Below are 20835 nucleotides of genomic sequence, written 5' to 3'. Positions count from 1 at the left end.
AATGTCCGCTGTCTTTCAAACCGTTTTGCGCTGGCCGCACAAATGACCGATCCTCGTTTCGCCGAGCAGATGGCCATTTTTGTCGATGTCGTCCGCGGCGGCAGCTTCTCCAGTGCAGCGCGGCGCCGGGCGGTGACCCCATCCGCCATCATGCGTCAGATCGGAGCCATGGAGGAGAGCCTGGGCGTACCGCTCCTCATCCGCTCCACTCGCGCCTTGGCGCTGACCGATGCCGGTCAAAGGCTGTTTGAGCGCGCGCAGCATCTTCTGGATGCGCTGGCCGATACACGGGCGGAAATCGCTGCCTTTGATGGCGCAATAGCAGGGGTGGTGCGGATAGCCTGCTTTCCTACATTCGGGAGGCGCTATGTAATTCCGGCCCTTGGATCGTTGATGGCAGAGCACTCCGCTATCACGGCAGAAATTGATCTCACTGAAAAACTCGCGGATCCTGTTGCGGACCGTTTCGATGCCGTGATCCGCATCGGCGAATTATCCGACAGCAGCTTGATCGCCACCAAACTCGCCGACCAGAAGCGGCTTCTGGTCGCTAGTCCTTCTTATTTGGACAGCAAAGGGACGCCTGCGGACGTGGCCTCGCTCTCAAAACATGCGCTCATCGACAAACTGCATGGCGCTGACCTTCTCGGCTGGAGCGATGTGCTGGGCCGCCCTGCGGGTAGCGATGCGCTGGACAGAGTTGCTTTTCGCTCGGACGATTTCGAGGCCATGCGCTTGGCCACACTCGTAGGCATGGGTATTGGCCTATTGGCGGACTGGGTTGTTGGTCCAGACGTGCGAAGCGGAGCGCTGATCCGCCTTGGCCTTGGCGGCGAGAGTTGGAACAGGCGCCCCACCGGCATTTATCTACTGCGGGCACTCGCCAAGCCATCCGCAAAACTTGGTGCGTTCATGACAGCATTGCGCAAACAGATCGGGACGCCGCCGACTTGGGAGCAGTAACGCGCCTGTAGACGCAACACTCTGATTTCAGAACATAGCTTTCGTTCACGTTCCAATCCCGGCCTATCCGGCGAGCGCCATTTGGCAGCCGTTCATGCGGAATTCGCATCGGCTTACAGGAGGGCTATAGCGTAGACGTAGCTCTCATCATCATCCGGCGCGGTGCGCCAAGTTCTTCAAATAGTTACCTAGGCAACCCTTGTCATTGACCAAACGATCTTCACCACGCTGGATGATGTGGTGAAGGCGCTCACATCGGGCATGCCGACGACATTGCCGGACTTTGAGGGCAAGCTGTCGGGAAAGCTTGCGCCCGCCGTGTCCCTTCTACTTCCCGCCCCACCGATCGTGCCGCCAGGATTTACTGAACGCGCCGCGTAGCAGGCATTTGGATTGACGATTTCTTACACAAATCTTTGCACATCGAATGCCGATATGTCGTAAATTGCTGGTAAAACAATCGGATGAGTGAAGGCTATTCGGTCTCCAAAACCGCAGGTTCGAGCCCTGCTGCCCGTGCCATTTTCCAAGATGGCATCACAACGATTTTTGCGGGCTGCCTTTGAAAATCGGCGACCCGCTTGCCATATTAGCCCGATTGGGGCATAAGGGCGCCATAGCCGGGACGGAACGACTGGATGGTTCCGAGGCGGCGTTTGGTCATAAAGCGGACACTTGCCACTTGCGTGGATCAAGAATCGGTTTTATGTAGATGGAACAGACACGCGACGCGTGAAGCTGGGAAGCCGGCTTTACGCGTCTGATTTGCATGGGCGAAATGATTGCGCTGATTCGGCGCGAGGTTGGGCTCAGGCGGCACGTCCCGGTCAGCGGGATCATCCAGGGGGCCCGGCCAACGGGTCTTGAAGACAGGCGGCATATGGCTTCGAAAACCACAAATCCTTTCGTCTTTCTCCAGCAGGTGCGCGCGGAGACAGCCAAGGTGACTTGGCCGTCGCGTCGCGAGACGATGATCTCGACGGTCATGGTCCTGGCTTTTGCTGTGATCGCGATGATCTTCTTCTTCACCGCCGATCAGCTCATGGGCCTCGCGGTCGAGCAGATTCTGGGCATTGGACGCTAAGTCCGGCGATTACGGAGAAGTCGTAAAAATGGCTACGCGCTGGTACATCGTCCACGCCTATTCGAACTTCGAGAAGAAGGTCGCCGAGGACATCGAGAACAAGGCCAAGCAGAAGGGCCTGTCTGCCGATATCGAGCAGATCGTGGTGCCGACCGAGAAGGTCGTCGAGGTTCGTCGCGGCCGCAAGGTCGACGCCGAGCGCAAGTTCTTCCCGGGCTATGTGCTCCTGAAGGCCAACCTGACCGACGCCGTGTTCTCGCTGGTCAAGAACACGCCGAAGGTCACCGGGTTCCTCGGGGACTCCAAGCCGGTGCCGATCACAGAGGCGGAAGCGCAGCGCATCCTGAACCAGGTGCAGGAAGGCGTCGAGCGGCCGAAGCCCTCGGTCACCTTCGAGATCGGCGAGGCGATCCGCGTTTCGGATGGTCCCTTCGCGTCGTTCAACGGTTTCGTCCAGGAAGTGGACGAGGAGCGGGCACGGCTCAAGGTGGAAGTTTCGATCTTCGGGCGCGCCGTGCCTGTCGATCTGGAATTCGGACAGGTCGAAAAGGGCTGATCCGAAATCCCTGGCGTCGGTTCGGCGGTCAGGGGAGGCGGCGCGGAAGCGCGTGGCCTGAGAACGGTGGGAGGCGAAGGCGGCTTTAGCCGGCCGCAAGAACCGCACCACCAGACTGCAACCGCCGGTGTTTCCCATAGTGGGGCCGGCATAGACAAAGGCAGGAAAAGAGATGGCTAAGAAAATTGCAGGCCAGCTCAAGCTCCAGGTCTCCGCGGGATCGGCTACGCCGTCGCCCCCGATCGGCCCGGCGCTTGGTCAGCGCGGCATCAACATCATGGAGTTCTGCAAGGCGTTCAACGCGCAGACCCAGGAAATGGAAAAGGGATCGCCGGTTCCGGTCGTCATCACCTATTACCAGGACAAGTCGTTCACCTTCGTCATGAAGACGCCGCCGGTGAGCTATTTCCTGAAGAAGGCCGCGAACCTGAAGTCGGGCTCGAAGGAGCCGGGCAAGGTCAAGGCCGGCACCGTTTCGCGCGACAAGGTTCGCGAAATCGCGACTGCCAAGATGAAGGATCTGAACGCGAACGACGTCGAAGCGGCCATGCGTATGGTCGAGGGCTCCGCCCGCTCGATGGGTCTGGAAGTGGTGGGCTGAGATCATGGCAAAGATTGCAAAGCGTGTATCGAAGACCCGTGAAGGCATCGATCCCAACAAGGCTTACGCGCTCGCTGACGCGCTAAAGCTGCTCAAGGATCGCTCCTCGGTGAAGTTCGACGAGACCGTCGAAGTCGCCATGAACCTCGGCGTCGACCCGCGTCATGCCGACCAGATGGTCCGCGGCGTGGTCAACCTGCCAAACGGTACCGGCCGCTCGGTCCGCGTCGCCGTGTTCGCCCGTGGTGACAAGGCTGAAGAGGCCAAGGCCGCCGGCGCCGACATCGTCGGTGCCGAGGATCTGGTCGACATCGTCCAGAAGGGCACGATCGATTTCGATCGCTGCATCGCCACGCCGGACATGATGCCGCTCGTCGGCCGCCTCGGTAAGGTGCTCGGCCCGCGCGGCATGATGCCGAACCCGAAGGTCGGCACCGTCACCACCGATGTCGCCGCGGCCGTCAAGGCCTCCAAGGGTGGCGCGGTCGAGTTCCGCGTCGAGAAGGCCGGCATCGTTCATGCCGGCGTCGGCAAGGTCTCGTTCGACGTCAAGGCGCTGGAAGAGAACATCCGTGCCTTCGCCGATGCGGTGACCAAGGCAAAGCCGGCTGGCGCCAAGGGCAACTACGTCAAGAAGGTGTCTGTCACCTCGACGATGGGCCCGGGCCTCAAGCTCGACGTCTCGACGCTCGCCGCGTCCTGATTAGACCATTTGGATCGGCCTCGCGAAGGCTGATCCGTGACTGAATTCCGGGCCTTGGATTTATCCTGGGCCCGGTACCGGAAGCCGGAAGGCTTCCGGACATCCTGTCCGAGATTGCGGGCGGCCCGAGTCTTGATTCAAGAGGAGGGCCTTAATTCATGTCGGCCTGCATGAGACGGGTGAAAACCGGACAACGGAGCGACAAGCTCCAATGAAAGGTTCGAACCGTGTTTGCCTTTTGTCTGCGCATCGCCGGCTTGACCGTCGATGTGGCGAAAGGGGGCAGGATCCTCGAGCGTCGTTCGGGAGATCCGTTACTGGATGGCCCGGCCGGCAAAAAGGCAACCCGACGCCTGTCCTCGCAAATGGGAATGTTCCCATTGACGGGGCAGGGGTCAACTGGAGATAGGCAGTGGACAGAGCGGAAAAACGCGAACTCGTCACGGGCCTGAATGATGCGTTTTCGGGCGCAGGTTCAGTCGTCGTGGCCCACTATGCCGGTATCACCGTCGCGCAAATGAACGACCTTCGGTCGAAAATGCGCGCCGCCGGTGGCACCGTTAAAGTCGCGAAGAACCGTCTCGCCAAAATCGCTCTTCAGGGCACGGACTCCGCATCGATCATCGACCTGTTCAAGGGACAGACGCTGATCGCCTATTCGGAGGATCCGATTGCGGCGCCGAAGGTCGCGTCCGATTTCGCCAAGGGGAATGACAAGCTCGTCATTCTCGGCGGCGCAATGGGCACCACCTCGCTCAACGCCGACGGTGTGAAGGCACTCGCCACACTTCCGTCGCTCGATGAGCTGCGCGCCAGGTTGGTTGGCATGATCGCCACGCCGGCAACCCGGATCGCCCAGATCGTCAATGCGCCAGCGGCCTCGGTCGCGCGCGTCATCGGCGCTTACGCCCGGAAGGACGAGGCGGCATGAGGCCGTTCCTCGCTATCAAAAACACACGTTCGAACCTAACGAAGGAATACAACAATGGCTGATCTCGCAAAGATCGTAGACGACCTTTCGAAGCTGACCGTCCTCGAGGCGGCTGAGCTGTCGAAGCTTCTGGAAGAAAAGTGGGGCGTTTCGGCTGCTGCTCCGGTCGCGGTTGCCGCTGCTGGCGGCGCTGCCGCTGCTGCTGCCCCCGTCGAGGAAAAGACGGAATTCGACGTCGTCCTCACCGACGCCGGCGCTCAGAAGATCAACGTCATCAAGGAAGTCCGCGCCATCACCGGTCTTGGCCTCAAGGAAGCCAAGGACCTGGTCGAAGCGGCTCCGAAGCCGGTCAAGGAAGGCGTTTCCAAGGCCGACGCCGACAAGTTCAAGGCCCAGCTGGAAGCAGCCGGCGCCAAGGTCGACCTGAAGTAAGCGTAAAAGCGGCGGGCGGCCTCGCGCCGTCCGCCACTCCCTTGGGTGACCAGGGGAGGTTGCGTGACGCGAGATGTACGAAAACCTCTTTCCTGAGGGCCGTAAACCGGCCTTCAGGAAACGGGTTTTCTCCCGTTTTAGCCGGTAGCCGCCAAGTAATTGGAAAAGGCGGCCGGAGAACAGACAGAGAGCCGCCGGCCAGGTGGCTCAGTATGCAAGACGAGCCGCGGCGAGGTTCGTCCCGAGTTTAGAGCTAAGGAGCGACGATGGCCCAGACCCAGACTTTCAATGGCCGCAGACGCGTACGCAAGTTTTTCGGAAAGATCCCGGAAGTTGCGGAGATGCCGAACCTCATCGAGGTTCAGAAGGCATCCTATGACCAGTTCCTGATGGTGGACGAGCCCAAGGGCGGACGTCCGGACGAAGGGCTGCAGGCTGTTTTCAAGTCGGTCTTCCCGATCTCCGATTTTTCCGGCTCCTCCATGCTGGAGTTCGTGAAGTACGAGTTCGAAGGACCGAAATTCGACGTTGACGAATGCCGTCAGCGCGACCTGACCTATGCCGCGCCGCTGAAGGTGACGCTGCGCCTCATCGTGTTCGATATCGACGAGGATACCGGTGCCAAGTCGATCAAGGACATCAAGGAGCAGGACGTCTACATGGGCGACATGCCGCTCATGACCTTGAACGGCACCTTCATCGTCAACGGCACCGAGCGCGTCATCGTCTCGCAGATGCATCGCTCGCCGGGCGTCTTCTTCGATCACGACAAGGGCAAGTCGCACTCGTCGGGCAAGCTTCTGTTTGCCGCCCGTGTCATCCCCTATCGTGGCTCGTGGCTCGACATCGAGTTCGATTCCAAGGACGTCGTCCACGCCCGCATCGACCGCCGCCGCAAGATCCCCGTGACGTCGCTGCTGATGGCACTCGGCATGGACGGCGAGGAGATCCTGTCGACCTTCTACAACAAGATCACCTACAAGCGCGCCGGCGACCATTGGCGCATTCCGTTCAACGTCGAGCGTTTCCGCGGCCTCAAGGCCGTCGGCGACCTGGTTGATGCCGACACCGGCGAGATCGTCGTCGAGGCGGGCAAGAAGATCACCGCCCGCCAGGCGCGTCAGCTCGGCGAGAAGGGCCTCAAGGCGATCAAGGCGACCGACGAGGATCTGCTCGGCAACTACCTGGCCGAGGACATCGTCAATTATGCCACCGGTGAGATTTTCCTCGAGGCCGGCGACGAGATCGACGACAAAACGCTCAAGGTGCTGCTCGGCACCGGCGAGCAGGAGATCCAGGTCCTCGACATCGACCATGTCAACGTCGGCGCCTATATCCGCAATACGCTCGCAGTCGACAAGAACGAGAGCCGCCAGGACGCGCTGTTCGACATCTACCGTGTCATGCGCCCGGGCGAGCCGCCGACGCTTGAGACCGCCGAAGCCATGTTCAACTCGCTGTTCTTCGACAGCGAGCGCTACGACCTGTCCGCCGTTGGCCGCGTCAAGATGAACATGCGCCTGGAGCTCAAGGCCGAGGACACCGTGCGCGTGCTGCGCAAGGACGACATCCTGGCCGTGGTCAGGACGCTGGTCGAACTGCGTGACGGCAAGGGCGAGATCGACGACATCGACAATCTCGGCAACCGCCGCGTGCGTTCGGTCGGCGAGCTGATGGAAAACCAGTACCGCGTCGGCCTGCTTCGCATGGAGCGCGCGATCAAGGAACGCATGTCCTCGATCGAGATCGACACCGTCATGCCGCAGGACCTGATCAACGCCAAGCCGGCGGCCGCCGCCGTGCGCGAGTTCTTCGGTTCCTCGCAGCTGTCGCAGTTCATGGACCAGACCAATCCGCTGTCGGAGATCACCCACAAGCGTCGTCTCTCGGCGCTTGGACCGGGCGGTCTGACCCGCGAGCGTGCCGGCTTCGAAGTGCGCGACGTGCACCCGACGCATTACGGCCGCATCTGCCCGATCGAGACGCCGGAAGGCCCGAATATCGGTCTGATCAACTCGCTGGCGACTTTCGCGCGCGTCAACAAGTACGGCTTCATCGAAAGCCCCTACCGCAAGATCGTCGACGGCAAGCTGACCAATGAGGTCGTCTATCTCTCGGCGATGGAAGAGGCCAAGCACCATGTCGCGCAGGCCAATGCCGAGCTCGACAAGAACGGCGGCTTCGTCGACGAGTTCGTCATTTGCCGCAGCGCCGGCGAAGTGATGATGGCGCCGCGCGAAAACGTCGACCTGATGGACGTGTCGCCCAAACAGATGGTGTCTGTTGCCGCGGCGCTCATCCCGTTCCTCGAGAACGACGACGCCAACCGCGCTCTGATGGGCTCGAACATGCAGCGTCAGGCCGTGCCGCTGGTGCGCGCCGAAGCGCCGTTCGTCGGCACCGGCATGGAGCCGATCGTCGCCCGTGACTCGGGCGCCGCCATCGGCGCCCGCCGCGGCGGCATCGTCGACCAGGTGGACGCGACGCGTATCGTCATCCGCGCCACCGAGGATCTCGACCCGGGCAAGTCCGGCGTCGACATCTACCGGCTGATGAAGTTCCAGCGTTCGAACCAGAACACCTGCATCAATCAGCGTCCGCTGGTGCGCATGGGTGATCGGGTCAACAAGGGCGACATCATCGCCGACGGTCCGTCGACCGAACTCGGTGATCTGGCGCTCGGCCGCAACGTGCTGGTCGCGTTCATGCCGTGGAACGGCTACAACTACGAGGACTCCATCCTCTTGTCCGAGCGCATCGTCGCCGACGACGTCTTCACCTCGATCCACATCGAGGAGTTCGAGGTCATGGCGCGCGATACCAAGCTCGGTCCGGAGGAAATCACGCGCGATATTCCCAACGTCTCGGAAGAAGCGCTGAAGAACCTCGACGAAGCCGGCATCGTCTATATCGGCGCCGAAGTTCAGCCGGGCGACATCCTGGTCGGCAAGATCACGCCGAAGGGTGAAAGCCCGATGACGCCGGAAGAGAAACTTCTGCGCGCCATCTTCGGCGAAAAGGCTTCCGACGTGCGCGACACTTCCATGCGCATGCCTCCGGGCACCTTCGGCACCGTCGTCGAGGTGCGCGTGTTCAATCGCCACGGTGTGGAGAAGGACGAGCGCGCCATGGCGATCGAGCGCGAGGAGATCGAACGCCTCGCCAAGGACCGTGACGACGAGCAGGCGATCCTGGACCGCAACGTCTACGCGCGTCTTTCCGACGTTCTCGTGGGCAAGGAAGCGATCGCTGGACCGAAGGGCTTCAAGAAGGGCTCGACGCTGTCCAAGGACACGCTCGACGAGTACCCGCGTTCGCAGTGGTGGCAGTTTGCGGTGGAGAACGAAAAGCTCCAGAGCGAACTGGAAGCCCTGCGTGGCCAGTACGACGATTCCAAGAAGGCGCTCGAACAGCGTTTCATGGACAAGGTCGAGAAGGTGCAGCGCGGCGACGAAATGCCTCCGGGCGTCATGAAGATGGTCAAGGTCTTCGTGGCGGTGAAGCGCAAGATGCAGCCCGGCGACAAGATGGCCGGCCGTCACGGCAACAAGGGTGTCGTGTCGCGCATCGTTCCGGTCGAGGACATGCCTTTCCTCGAGGACGGCACGCATGCCGATATCGTGCTCAACCCGTTGGGTGTGCCGAGCCGCATGAATGTCGGCCAGATCCTGGAAACGCATCTGGGCTGGGCTTGTGCCGGCATGGGCAGGAAGATCGGCGAACTGATCGACACCTATAAGGCTGCCGGCGACATCAAGCCGCTGCGCAAGACGTTGGAAAGCTTCATGCCCGCCAACGACCGCAACGAACCGGTCCGCGAGTATGACGACGAGAGCATCGTTCGCCTCAGCGAGCAGATGCGCCGCGGCGTCTCCATCGCGACCCCGGTGTTCGACGGCGCACATGAGGCTGACATCAACATCATGCTGGAGCAGGCGGGCCTGCACACCAGCGGTCAGTCGCAGCTCTATGACGGCCGCACCGGCGAGCCGTTCGATCGCAAGGTGACGATGGGCTATATCTACATGCTCAAGCTTCACCACCTGGTGGACGACAAGATCCACGCGCGTTCGATCGGTCCGTACTCGCTCGTCACCCAGCAGCCGCTGGGCGGCAAGGCGCAGTTCGGCGGCCAGCGCTTCGGCGAGATGGAGGTCTGGGCGCTGGAAGCCTACGGCGCCGCCTACACGCTGCAGGAAATGCTGACGGTGAAGTCGGACGACGTCGCCGGCCGCACCAAGGTCTACGAGGCGATCGTGCGTGGCGACGACACGTTCGAGGCAGGCATTCCCGAGAGCTTCAACGTGCTCGTCAAGGAAATGCGGTCTCTCGGCCTCAATGTCGAATTGGAAAACACCAAGCTCGACGACAATCCTGTCCGGCTGCCCGACGCGGCCGAGTAAACAAGACATCCGGTCGCGGGAGAGGCTCCCGCGACCGGATGCTTCGATTTCTTCGGCCGGTGGGCCGACCACTCAGCGGGCGTTTGGCCCGCGTTAGATGCAAGGGGTTTTCGAGGACCCCGAAAAGGAGAACGGCATGAACCAAGAGGTCATGAATCTCTTCAATCCGCAGGCGCCGGCGCAGGTGTTCGATTCCATCCGGATATCGCTCGCCAGCCCTGAGAAGATTCTGTCCTGGTCGTTCGGCGAGATCAAGAAGCCGGAGACCATCAACTACCGCACCTTCAAGCCGGAGCGTGACGGTCTGTTCTGCGCGCGCATTTTTGGCCCGATCAAGGACTATGAGTGCCTGTGCGGCAAGTACAAGCGTATGAAGTACAAGGGCGTCATCTGCGAGAAGTGCGGCGTCGAAGTCACGCTGTCGCGCGTCCGCCGCGAGCGCATGGGCCATATCGAGCTGGCGGCACCGGTCGCCCATATCTGGTTCCTGAAGTCGCTGCCCTCGCGCATCGGCACGCTGCTCGACATGACCCTTAAGGACATCGAGCGCGTCCTCTACTTCGAGAACTACATCGTCACCGAACCTGGCCTCACCGCGCTGAAGGAGCACCAGCTGCTCAGCGAGGAAGAGTACATGATCGCCGTCGACGAATATGGCGAGGATTCCTTCACCGCCATGATCGGCGCCGAGGCCATTCATGACCTTCTGGCCGGCATGGATCTGGAGAAGATCGCAGGCGACCTGCGTTCGGAACTGGCTTCGACCACGTCCGAGCTGAAGCAGAAGAAGTATCTGAAGCGTCTCAAGGTCGTCGAGAACTTCATGGAGTCCGGCAATCGTCCGGAATGGATGATCATGAAGGTCGTTCCGGTGATCCCGCCGGACCTGCGCCCGCTGGTTCCCCTGGACGGCGGCCGCTTCGCCACGTCCGACCTGAACGATCTCTATCGCCGCGTGATCAACCGCAACAACCGCCTGAAGCGGCTGATCGAACTGCGCGCCCCCGGCATCATCGTGCGCAATGAAAAGCGCATGCTGCAGGAAGCCGTCGATGCGCTGTTCGACAACGGCCGTCGCGGCCGCGTCATCACCGGTGCCAACAAGCGTCCGCTGAAGTCGCTGTCCGACATGCTCAAGGGCAAGCAGGGCCGGTTCCGTCAGAACCTGCTCGGCAAGCGCGTCGACTATTCCGGCCGTTCGGTCATCGTCACCGGTCCGGAGCTCAAGCTGCATCAGTGCGGCCTGCCGAAGAAGATGGCGCTCGAACTGTTCAAGCCCTTCATCTATGCCCGCCTCGACGCCAAGGGTTACTCCTCGACCGTCAAGCAGGCGAAGAAGCTTGTCGAGAAGGAGCGTCCGGAAGTCTGGGATATCCTCGACGAGGTCATCCGCGAGCATCCGGTCCTGTTGAACCGCGCGCCGACGCTGCACCGCCTCGGCATCCAGGCGTTCGAGCCGATCCTGATCGAAGGCAAGGCGATCCAGCTTCACCCGCTGGTCTGCACGGCCTTCAACGCCGACTTCGACGGTGACCAGATGGCCGTTCACGTGCCGCTGTCGCTGGAAGCGCAGTTGGAAGCCCGCGTGCTGATGATGTCGACCAACAACATCCTGCACCCGGCCTCCGGCGCGCCGATCATCGTGCCGTCGCAGGACATGGTCCTGGGTCTCTACTACCTCTCGATCGTCAACCAGAACGAGCCGGGCGAGGGCATGGTGTTTGCCGATATGGGCGAGCTCCAGCACGCGCTCGAGACCAAGGCCGTGACCTTGCACGCCAAGATCAAGGGTCGCTTCCGCACGGTCGACGCCGAAGGCAAGGTCGTGTCGAAGATCCATGACACCACGCCTGGCCGCATGATCATCGGCGAACTTCTGCCGAAGAACGTCAACGTGCCCTACGAGACCGCCAACCAGGAGATGACCAAGAAGAACATCTCCAAGATGATCGACACCGTCTACCGCCATTGCGGTCAGAAGGAGACGGTCATTTTCTGCGATCGCATCATGGCGCTCGGCTTTGCTCATGCGTGCCGTGCCGGCATCTCGTTCGGAAAGGACGACATGCTGATCCCGGACACCAAGATCAAGCTGGTGTCGGACACCGAGGCTTTGGCCAAGGAGTACGAGCAGCAATACAATGACGGTCTGATCACGCAGGGCGAGAAGTACAACAAGGTCGTCGACGCCTGGGCCAAGTGCTCGGAAAAGGTCGCCGACGAAATGATGGCCCGCATCAAGGCGGTCGAGTTCGAGGACAATGGCCGTCAGAAGCCCATGAACTCGATCTACATGATGTCGCACTCCGGTGCGCGCGGCTCGCCCACCCAGATGCGCCAGCTCGCCGGCATGCGCGGCCTGATGGCCAAGCCCTCGGGTGAAATCATCGAGACGCCGATCATCTCGAACTTCAAGGAAGGCCTGACCGTGCTCGAGTACTTCAACTCGACCCACGGTGCCCGCAAGGGTCTGGCCGACACCGCCTTGAAGACGGCGAACTCGGGTTACCTCACCCGTCGTCTGGTCGACGTGGCGCAGGACTGCATCGTCAACTCCGTGGATTGCGGCACCGACAAGGGCCTCACCATGCAGCCGATCGTCGATGCCGGTCAGGTCGTCGCTTCGGTTGGCCAGCGCGTGCTGGGCCGTACATCGCTCGACGACATCACCCATCCGGTGTCGGGCGAAGTCCTGGTCAAGGCCGGAACGCTGATGGACGAGCGGGACGTGGAACAGATCGAAAAGGCCGGCGTGCAGTCGGTCCGCATCCGCTCGGCCCTGACCTGCGAAGTCAGGATCGGCGTCTGCGCGGTCTGCTACGGACGCGATCTGGCCCGTGGCACCCCGGTCAACCAGGGCGAAGCCGTCGGCGTCATCGCGGCGCAGTCGATCGGCGAGCCGGGTACGCAGCTCACCATGCGTACCTTCCACATGGGCGGTACCGCGCAGGTGGTGGACTCTTCGTTCCTTGAAGCCTCGTATGAGGGCAAGGTCGAGATCCGCAACCGCAACGTGGTGCGCAACTCGGACGGCCAGCAGATGGTCATGGGCCGCAACATGGCGGTGCTGATCCTCGACGAGGCCGGCAAGGAGCGTGCAACGCACCGTGTCACCTATGGTTCGCGCATCTTCGTGGACGATGGCGACAAGGTGAAGCGTGGCCAGCGTATCGCCGAGTGGGATCCCTATACCCGTCCTGTCCTCACTGAAATCGAGGGCAAGGTGTCGTATGAGGATCTGGTCGACGGTATTTCCGTCCAGGAAACGGCCGACGAGTCGACCGGCATCACCAAGCGTGAGGTCATCGACTGGCGTTCGACGCCGCGCGGCAACGACCTCAAGCCTGCGATTGCCATCCTGGACACCAAGGGCAAGGTCGGCAAGCTATCGAAGGGCGGCGATGCCCGCTTCCTGCTCTCGGTCGAGGCCATTCTCTCGGTCGAGCCGGGTGCCCAGGTTCGCCCCGGCGACGTGCTGGCGCGTATCCCGATGGAAAGCGCCAAGACCAAGGACATCACCGGCGGTCTGCCGCGTGTTGCCGAACTGTTCGAGGCACGTCGTCCGAAGGATCACGCCATCATCGCCGAGATCGACGGCACGATCCGCTTCGGCCGCGACTACAAGAACAAGCGTCGCATCATTATCGAGCCGCATGACTCGACGCTCGAGCCGGTCGAATACCTGATCCCGAAGGGCAAGCCGTTCCATCTCCAGGACGGCGACGTCATCGAGAAGGGCGACTACATCCTCGACGGCAATCCGGCGCCGCACGACATCCTGGCGATCAAGGGCGTGGAGGCGCTTGCGTCCTACCTCGTCAACGAGATCCAGGAAGTCTACCGTCTGCAGGGCGTGTCGATCAACGACAAGCACATCGAGGTGATCGTTCGCCAGATGCTGCAGAAGGTCGAGATCACCACGCAGGGCGACTCGACCTACATCCCGGGCGACCACGTCGACGTGATCGAACTGGAAGAGGTCAACGAGCGCCTGGTCGAGGACGGCAAGAAGCCGGCTGAAGGCCAGCCGGTGCTCTTGGGCATAACCAAGGCTTCGCTGCAGACGCCGTCCTTCATCTCGGCCGCCTCCTTCCAGGAGACGACCAGGGTGCTGACGGAGGCCGCGGTTGCCGGCAAGACCGACATGCTGCAGGGCTTGAAGGAAAACGTCATCGTCGGCCGGTTGATCCCGGCCGGTACCGGCGGCACGATGAGCCAGATCCGGCGCATTGCCACCTCGCGCGACGAACTCATCATCGACGAGCGCCGCAAGGCCTCCGGTGTTGAAGTGGCCGAGCCGATGCTCGCCGACATGACAACCGCCGCGCAGTAAGCGCGACGGCAAGAAATCTCAGGCAACAGAAGCCGTCGGGGCAACCCGGCGGCTTTTTCGTTTCAACGATCGGAGGAAAGCAGATGAGCACGAAGACCTGGACGGCTGTCGACGACTACATCGTCTCCTCGCTCTTCGAGGCGGATCCCGTTCTCGACGCGGTTCTGGCGGCCAACCGCGACAATGGCCTGCCGGCGATCGATGTCTCGGCGGCGCAAGGAAAACTGCTCTCGCTGCTGGCGCGCATCGGCGGCGCGAAAAAGGCGCTCGAGATCGGCACGCTGGGCGGCTATTCGACCATCTGGATGGCGCGGGGACTGCCCGCCGACGGCAAAGTCGTGACGCTCGAACTCGATCCGCATCATGCCAAGGTCGCACGCTCGAATTTCGAGCGGGCAGGGGTAGCGGACCGGGTGGAACTGCGCGTCGGTCCGGCGCTCCAGTCGCTTGCCGCACTCGGCAATGAGAATGCCGGCCCGTTCGATCTGATCTTCATTGATGCCGACAAGCCGAACAACCCGAACTATCTGTCCTGGGCCTTGCGGCTGTCACGCTCCGGGACGGTCATCGTCTGCGACAACGTCATCCGTGACGGCGCCGTGCTGGATGAGGATGGCCGCGATGCCAATGTCGAAGGCGCCCGCGCGGCGGTTTCCTTCATCGGCGGCGAAAAACGGCTGGACGGCACAGCCATCCAGACCGTGGGCGCCAAGGGCTATGACGGCTTTGCCATCGCGATTGTCGACTGACGTCGGGGCGCACCTGGCGATCTTCAGTCGAAAAACGCCTCGACCACATTGCGCTTGCCGAGCATGAAGGCGTCGGCGACGTGCTGCAGCGGTGCAAGGTCCACATCGGATACGCCGGCATGCACAATCTCGGCAAATCGCCGGTAGAGCATCGGATATTCCGCTTCCGGTTCCTCATGGACGACACGGCCGTCGACGGCGAGCTTCGAGCCGCCACCCGAGAGCACCATCTGCCCGGCATCCGTGTCGGCCAGAATGTCCCAGCTCTGCGGTCCGGTCTGCAACCAGTCGAGATCCATGGTCACATCGGATCCGTTCGCCGCGTGGAACGCGACCCGGGCCGCGATCGGTGCGTCGCGATTCTCCGGAAAATCGAGTACGGCCGAAGTGATGTACATGGCCGGCAGGATATAGGTTGCAATCGACAGCGCGTTGATGCCGGGATCGAAGACGCCGAAGCCGCCAGGCTGCCAGATCCAGTCCTGGTTCGGATGCCAGCGGCGCACATCTTCCTTCCAGACGATCGCCGCCGATTTGATTTTGGTCGAAGCCAGGAATGTCCGTGCCGCTTCGACAGCCGGCGCGTAGCGCGAGTGCCAGCTTGCGAACAAGGAGACGCCTTGTTTCGCCGCGAACGCCTTCAGGTCCTCGACTTCGCTGACCGTGGCACCCGGCGGTTTTTCCAGGAAGACGTGCTTCCCGGCCTCGAGCGCCTTGCGCGCGGCGTCATAGCGGAACTGCGGCGGCATGCACAGCGCCACCGCGTCGAGTTCGGCAACCGCGCCAAGCATCGTCTCTATATCGGGGAAATTCGCGATGCCGTCGACCTTGCCGTGCCGGCTGGCCGCTGCGATCAGCTGGTAGTCTCGATCCTTGGCCAGTGCCGGAAGGTGCTGGTCGCGGACGATCTTGCCGACACCGACAATGCCGATTCTTATGGGCGAGATGGATGAGGACATGAGGCTCCGCCGGGTTGGGACGTTTGCGCGTCTCTTAGCAGATCGGCCATGACGGGCAAGCGTCGGCCATCCCAGCTATTCGAACGAATCGGCATCATGACGCTGGGCTGGCGAGGGGCGCCACGCTGCGATCAGATCGGCACGTCGAAGGTCACGATCGACACTTCGCCTTCAAGCGCGCCCTGGAAGGCCGAAAGATGCGGCTCATCGTCGGGCTCGCCCTCCATGTCGCCGATCTGGTCGAGTTCGGCCTCGGCGTAGCCTTCGGCAGCCAGCGATTCGAGCGCACGGCGCACCGCCGAATCGTCATCGGGCGCCACCAGCATGACATGCACGCCTTCCGGCTTGCCGCCTTTCTTCTTCCACACCCGGCCGGTGATGATGGTGACCGGGCGTTCTTCATTGTCGTTCACGGGCCGATTCCTTCGCGGCGAGGGATTGTCAGTGTTCATGCGGCCTTTTCGCATGAAGCAAGGCCCCGCAACAGCCAAAAGCCATTCACTTTGCTAGAGGCTTGGCACTTTCTTCCTCGCCCTTGCCAAACGGCGAAAGAAAATTACATGCGGTTTTCGCATGGCTGCCAAGCCCCGGCTTCAATGCAATATTTGCCGCTGCGGGGTTGACGGTTCGCGGGCTTACGAGTAGAAGCCGCCCAGTCAGAACCGATGTGAGGCTCTCCCTTCCGAAGCGACACGCTTTGGAGTTTGCCTCAAACAGGGTTCGTTTTACGAGCGAAAAGACATTTCCGGCGTGCACGAAGCGGCTTCCGCTTCCTCTGCGATTTGTTCGGGCAAGACCGCGAGGCGCGGTTTGTGGCCCGAATTTGCGTATGGAAATGACGCTTTGAGCGAGCCTTGACCGGCACGAGACACGGAATTGAGAGACAAGAGGGTTTAATGCCTACCGTCAACCAGCTGATCCGCAAGCCGCGCATTGCGCCGGTGAAGCGCAACAAGGTCCCGGCCATGCAGCAGAACCCGCAGAAGCGGGGCGTCTGCACGCGCGTCTATACGACGACGCCGAAGAAGCCGAACTCGGCGCTGCGCAAGGTGGCCAAGATCCGCCTGACCAATGGTTTTGAAGTGATCGGTTATATCCCCGGCGAAGGTCACAACCTTCAGGAACACTCCGTGGTCATGATCCGCGGCGGCCGCGTCAAGGATCTTCCGGGCGTGCGCTACCACATCATCCGCGGCGTGCTCGACACGCAGGGCGTGAAGAACCGCAAGCAGCGCCGTTCGAAGTACGGCGCCAAGCGTCCGAAGTAAGATTTTCCGGCCTTGGCGCTGCTTGAACGCGCCGGGCTACGAGATTGAGAGACAAAAGCCATGTCGCGTCGTCACAGTGCAGAAAAGCGTGAGATCAACCCGGATCCCAAGTTCGGCGATCTGATCGTCACCAAGTTCATGAACGCCGTCATGTATGACGGCAAGAAGTCGGTTGCCGAGACCATCGTCTACGGCGCGCTGGACCAGGTCCAGTCGAAGACTAAGCAGGAGCCGGTCACCGTCTTCCACCAGGCGCTCGACAATGTCGCGCCGCATGTGGAAGTGCGTTCGCGCCGCGTCGGCGGCGCCACCTACCAGGTTCCGGTCGACGTTCGTCCCGAGCGTCGCCAGGCATTGGCGATCCGCTGGCTGATCGCCGCGGCCCGCAACCGCAACGAGACCACCATGGTCGATCGCCTCTCCGGCGAACTGATGGACGCGGCCAACAACCGCGGCACCGCCGTGAAGAAGCGGGAAGACACCCACAAGATGGCTGAAGCCAACCGCGCTTTCGCGCACTACCGCTGGTAAAGCGCGAACAGGACTGAGAGGCAGCTACGATGGCCCGCGAATACAAAATCGAAGACTACCGCAATTTCGGTATCATGGCGCATATCGACGCCGGCAAGACGACGACCACCGAGCGCGTCCTCTATTACACGGGCAAGTCGCACAAGATCGGCGAAGTGCACGACGGCGCTGCCACCATGGACTGGATGGAGCAGGAGCAGGAACGCGGCATCACCATCACGTCCGCCGCGACCACGACCTTCTGGAAGGGCCGTGACGGCAAGATGCACCGCTTCAACATCATCGACACCCCCGGACACGTCGACTTCACCATCGAGGTCGAGCGTTCGCTGCGCGTGCTCGACGGCGCCATCGCGCTGCTCGATGCCAATGCCGGTGTCGAGCCGCAGACGGAAACCGTCTGGCGCCAGGCCGACAAGTACCGCGTGCCGCGCATGATCTTCTGCAACAAGATGGACAAGATCGGCGCCGACTTCTACCGCTCGGTCGAGATGATCGGCTCGCGCCTCGGCGCGCAGGCTGTCGTCATGCAGCTGCCGATCGGCGCCGAGACCGAATTCAAGGGTGTCGTCGACCTCGTCGAGATGAACGCGCTGGTCTGGCGCGACGAGACGCTGGGCGCTGCCTGGGACGTCGTCGAGATCCCGGCCGACCTCAAGGCGCGTGCCGAGGAATACCGCGAGAAGATGATCGAAGCCGCCGTCGAAATGGACGAGACGGCGCTCGAAAACTACCTCGAAGGCAAGATGCCGTCGAATGACGAGATCCGTTCGTTGATCCGCAAGGGTACGATCGCGGTCAAGTTCTACCCGATGTTCTGCGGCTCGGCCTTCAAGAACAAGGGCGTGCAGCCGTTGCTCGACGCCGTTGTCGAATACCTGCCGTCGCCGGCCGATGTTCCGGCCATCAAGGGTGTCGATGCCAAGACCGACGCCGAGATCGAGCGTCATGCGGACGACAACGAGCCGCTGTCGATGCTCGCCTTCAAGATCATGAACGACCCGTTCGTCGGTTCGCTGACCTTTGCCCGCATCTATTCGGGCAAGCTCACCAAGGGCGTCTCTGTCGACAACACCGTGAAGGGCAAGAAGGAGCGCATCGGCCGCATGCTGCAGATGCATGCGAATTCGCGCGCCGACGTCGAAGAAGCTTTTGCGGGCGACATTGTCGCCCTGGCCGGCCTCAAGGACACCACCACCGGCGACACGCTGTGCGATCCGCTGCACCCGGTCATCCTCGAGCGCATGGAATTCCCCGATCCGGTCATCCAGATCGCCATCGAGCCGAAGACCAAGAACGACCAGGAAAAGATGGGCCTCGCCCTTCACCGCCTGGCTGCCGAGGATCCGTCCTTCCGCGTCAAGACCGACGAGGAAAGCGGCCAGACCATCATCTCCGGCATGGGCGAACTGCACCTCGACATCATCGTCGACCGCATGCGTCGCGAGTTCAAGGTCGAAGCCAATGTCGGCGCGCCGCAGGTGGCCTATCGCGAGACGATCACCCGCAAGCACGAGCAGGACTACACGCACAAGAAGCAGACCGGCGGTACCGGCCAGTTCGCGCGCGTCAAGGTTGTGTTCGAGCCGAATTCCGAGAGCGAGGACTTCGTGTTCGAGTCCAAGATCGTCGGCGGCGCGGTGCCGAAGGAATACATTCCGGGCGTCGAAAAGGGCATCCAGAGCGTCATGGGCGCTGGTCCGTTCGCCGGCTTCCCGATGATCGGCGTCAGGGCGACGCTCATCGACGGCGCCTACCACGACGTCGACTCCTCGGTCCTGGCCTTCGAAATCGCGTCCCGCGCGTGCTTCCGTGAAGCTGCTCCCAAGCTTGGCGTGCAGTTGCTCGAGCCGATCATGAAGGTGGAGGTGGTGACGCCGGAAGACTACGTCGGCAGCGTCATCGGTGACCTGAACGGCCGTCGCGGCCAGATCCAGGGCCAGGAAGCGCGCGGCGTGGCCGTCGTCATCAACGCGATGGTGCCGCTCGCCAACATGTTCAAGTACGTCGACAACCTGCGCTCGATGAGCCAGGGCCGCGCGGCTTACACGATGCAGTTCGATCACTATGAGCCGGTCCCGACCGCGGTCGCTCAGGAAGTCCAGAAGAAATACGCGTAACTCGAAAGAGCTGCCGCGGTAACGCAATTCAAAGCCCGCATGGGCGAGCAGGAAATGGAGACATCACATGGCAAAAGGTAAATTCGAGCGCACTAAGCCTCATGTGAACATCGGCACGATTGGTCACGTCGATCACGGCAAGACGTCGCTGACGGCTGCGATCACCAAGTATTTTGGCGAATACAAGCGGTATGACCAGATCGACGCGGCGCCGGAAGAGAAGGCGCGCGGCATCACGATCTCGACGGCTCACGTCGAATACGAGACCGAGAACCGCCACTACGCGCATGTCGACTGCCCCGGCCACGCCGACTATGTGAAGAACATGATCACCGGCGCCGCGCAGATGGACGGCGCGATCCTGGTCGTGTCTGCCGCCGACGGCCCGATGCCGCAGACCCGCGAGCACATCCTGCTTGCCCGTCAGGTCGGCGTGCCGTCGATCGTGGTGTTCCTGAACAAGGTCGACCAGGTCGACGACGCCGAGCTGCTCGAACTGGTCGAGCTCGAGGTTCGTGAACTGCTGTCGAAGAACGAATTCCCCGGCGACGACATTCCGATCGTCAAGGGTTCGGCGCTTGCCGCACTCGAGGATTCGAACAAGACGATCGGCGAGGACGCGATCCGCGAGCTGATGGCTCAGGTCGACGCCTACATCCCGACGCCGGTTCGTCCGCTCGACAAGCCGTTCCTGATGCCGATCGAAGACGTGTTCTCGATCTCGGGCCGTGGCACGGTCGTGACCGGCCGCGTCGAGCGCGGCGTGGTCAAGGTCGGCGAGGAACTGGAAATCATCGGCATCCGTCCGACGACCAAGACGACCTGCACGGGCGTAGAAATGTTCCGCAAGCTGCTCGATCAGGGCCAGGCTGGCGACAACATCGGCGCGCTGCTGCGCGGCGTCGACCGTGAAGGCGTCGAGCGCGGCCAGGTTCTGGCCAAGCCGGGCACGGTGAAGCCGCACAAGAAGTTCGTGGCCGAAGCCTACATCCTGACCAAGGACGAAGGTGGCCGTCACACGCCGTTCTTCACCAACTACCGTCCGCAGTTCTACTTCCGCACGACCGACGTGACCGGCATCGTGTCGCTGCCGGAAGGCACCGAGATGGTGATGCCTGGCGACAACATCACGGTCGATGTCGAGCTGATCGTGCCGATCGCCATGGAAGAGAAGCTGCGCTTCGCCATCCGTGAAGGCGGTC

At 62.0% G+C, this 20835-nt stretch carries 16 protein-coding genes; 14 read left to right on the top strand and 2 right to left on the bottom strand.

Annotation, left to right across the window (positions count from 1 at the left end; translation table 11 throughout):
* Nucleotides 1-42 precede the first annotated feature (42 nt).
* The 10 genes from EN851_RS06045 to EN851_RS06000 all read left to right on the top strand — a co-directional run bounded on the left by EN851_RS06045 (nucleotide 43) and on the right by EN851_RS06000 (nucleotide 14755).
* On the top strand, nucleotides 43-963 hold the full coding sequence (locus EN851_RS06045) for a LysR family transcriptional regulator (RefSeq protein ID WP_135867794.1): 921 nt from the start codon (nucleotides 43-45) through the stop codon (nucleotides 961-963).
* Between the two features lie 880 nt (nucleotides 964-1843).
* Complete coding sequence (secE, locus tag EN851_RS06040) at nucleotides 1844-2047, top strand: preprotein translocase subunit SecE (protein WP_013531408.1); 204 nt, start codon at nucleotides 1844-1846, stop codon at nucleotides 2045-2047.
* A gap of 28 nt (nucleotides 2048-2075) precedes the next feature.
* Nucleotides 2076-2603 carry a transcription termination/antitermination protein NusG gene (nusG, locus tag EN851_RS06035; RefSeq protein ID WP_015317996.1) on the top strand — a complete coding sequence of 176 codons (528 nt, stop codon included), beginning with the start codon at nucleotides 2076-2078 and terminating at the stop codon, nucleotides 2601-2603.
* A gap of 172 nt (nucleotides 2604-2775) precedes the next feature.
* Nucleotides 2776-3204, top strand: a complete 429-nt coding sequence (gene rplK / locus EN851_RS06030) for a 50S ribosomal protein L11 (protein ID WP_010909262.1) — start codon at nucleotides 2776-2778, stop codon at nucleotides 3202-3204.
* A 4-nt stretch (nucleotides 3205-3208) separates the two neighbouring features.
* A complete protein-coding gene (gene rplA / locus EN851_RS06025; protein ID WP_127279517.1) occupies nucleotides 3209-3907 on the top strand; it encodes a 50S ribosomal protein L1 in 699 nt (232 codons plus the stop codon).
* A 412-nt stretch (nucleotides 3908-4319) separates the two neighbouring features.
* Entirely contained in the window at nucleotides 4320-4838 is a 519-nt protein-coding gene (rplJ, locus tag EN851_RS06020; RefSeq protein ID WP_027146631.1) for a 50S ribosomal protein L10, read from the top strand.
* Nucleotides 4839-4892: 54 nt separating this feature from the next.
* Nucleotides 4893-5270 (top strand): 50S ribosomal protein L7/L12, encoded by a 378-nt coding sequence (gene rplL, locus EN851_RS06015; RefSeq protein ID WP_006202136.1) that lies wholly within the window; start codon nucleotides 4893-4895, stop codon nucleotides 5268-5270.
* A 266-nt stretch (nucleotides 5271-5536) separates the two neighbouring features.
* A complete protein-coding gene (gene rpoB, locus EN851_RS06010; RefSeq protein ID WP_135867795.1) occupies nucleotides 5537-9673 on the top strand; it encodes a DNA-directed RNA polymerase subunit beta in 4137 nt (1378 codons plus the stop codon).
* Nucleotides 9674-9809: 136 nt separating this feature from the next.
* Entirely contained in the window at nucleotides 9810-14006 is a 4197-nt protein-coding gene (gene rpoC / locus EN851_RS06005; protein WP_127277965.1) for a DNA-directed RNA polymerase subunit beta', read from the top strand.
* An 83-nt stretch (nucleotides 14007-14089) separates the two neighbouring features.
* Nucleotides 14090-14755 (top strand): O-methyltransferase, encoded by a 666-nt coding sequence (locus tag EN851_RS06000; RefSeq protein WP_135928764.1) that lies wholly within the window; start codon nucleotides 14090-14092, stop codon nucleotides 14753-14755.
* A 23-nt stretch (nucleotides 14756-14778) separates the two neighbouring features.
* Here the strand turns inward: EN851_RS06000 and EN851_RS05995 are convergent, their stop codons facing one another.
* Entirely contained in the window at nucleotides 14779-15702 is a 924-nt protein-coding gene (locus tag EN851_RS05995; RefSeq protein WP_189521812.1) for a Gfo/Idh/MocA family oxidoreductase, read from the bottom strand.
* 143 nt (nucleotides 15703-15845) lie between these two features.
* Nucleotides 15846-16127: a transcriptional regulator gene (locus tag EN851_RS05990; protein WP_127277968.1), complete on the bottom strand. Its 282-nt coding sequence runs from the start codon at nucleotides 16125-16127 to the stop codon at nucleotides 15846-15848.
* 483 nt (nucleotides 16128-16610) lie between these two features.
* Between EN851_RS05990 and rpsL the strand changes: the two genes are divergently transcribed.
* The 4 genes from rpsL to tuf all read left to right on the top strand — a co-directional run.
* Nucleotides 16611-16982, top strand: a complete 372-nt coding sequence (gene rpsL / locus EN851_RS05985; protein ID WP_006333356.1) for a 30S ribosomal protein S12 — start codon at nucleotides 16611-16613, stop codon at nucleotides 16980-16982.
* 60 nt (nucleotides 16983-17042) lie between these two features.
* Nucleotides 17043-17513, top strand: coding sequence for a 30S ribosomal protein S7 (gene rpsG / locus EN851_RS05980; protein ID WP_008875664.1), 471 nt, complete (start codon nucleotides 17043-17045; stop codon nucleotides 17511-17513).
* Between the two features lie 29 nt (nucleotides 17514-17542).
* Nucleotides 17543-19633 carry an elongation factor G gene (gene fusA / locus EN851_RS05975; protein WP_127869367.1) on the top strand — a complete coding sequence of 697 codons (2091 nt, stop codon included), beginning with the start codon at nucleotides 17543-17545 and terminating at the stop codon, nucleotides 19631-19633.
* A 67-nt stretch (nucleotides 19634-19700) separates the two neighbouring features.
* Nucleotides 19701-20835: elongation factor Tu (gene tuf / locus EN851_RS05970; protein ID WP_135929161.1), on the top strand; the 1135-nt coding region annotated here is incomplete at its 3' end.

Origin of the sequence: Mesorhizobium sp. M8A.F.Ca.ET.208.01.1.1, from assembly GCF_004791315.1 — a bacterium.
GTDB lineage: Bacteria > Pseudomonadota > Alphaproteobacteria > Rhizobiales > Rhizobiaceae > Mesorhizobium.
The sequence above is the reverse complement of the archived record's forward strand: the minus strand, read 5'-3'. Positions and strand labels throughout refer to the sequence as shown.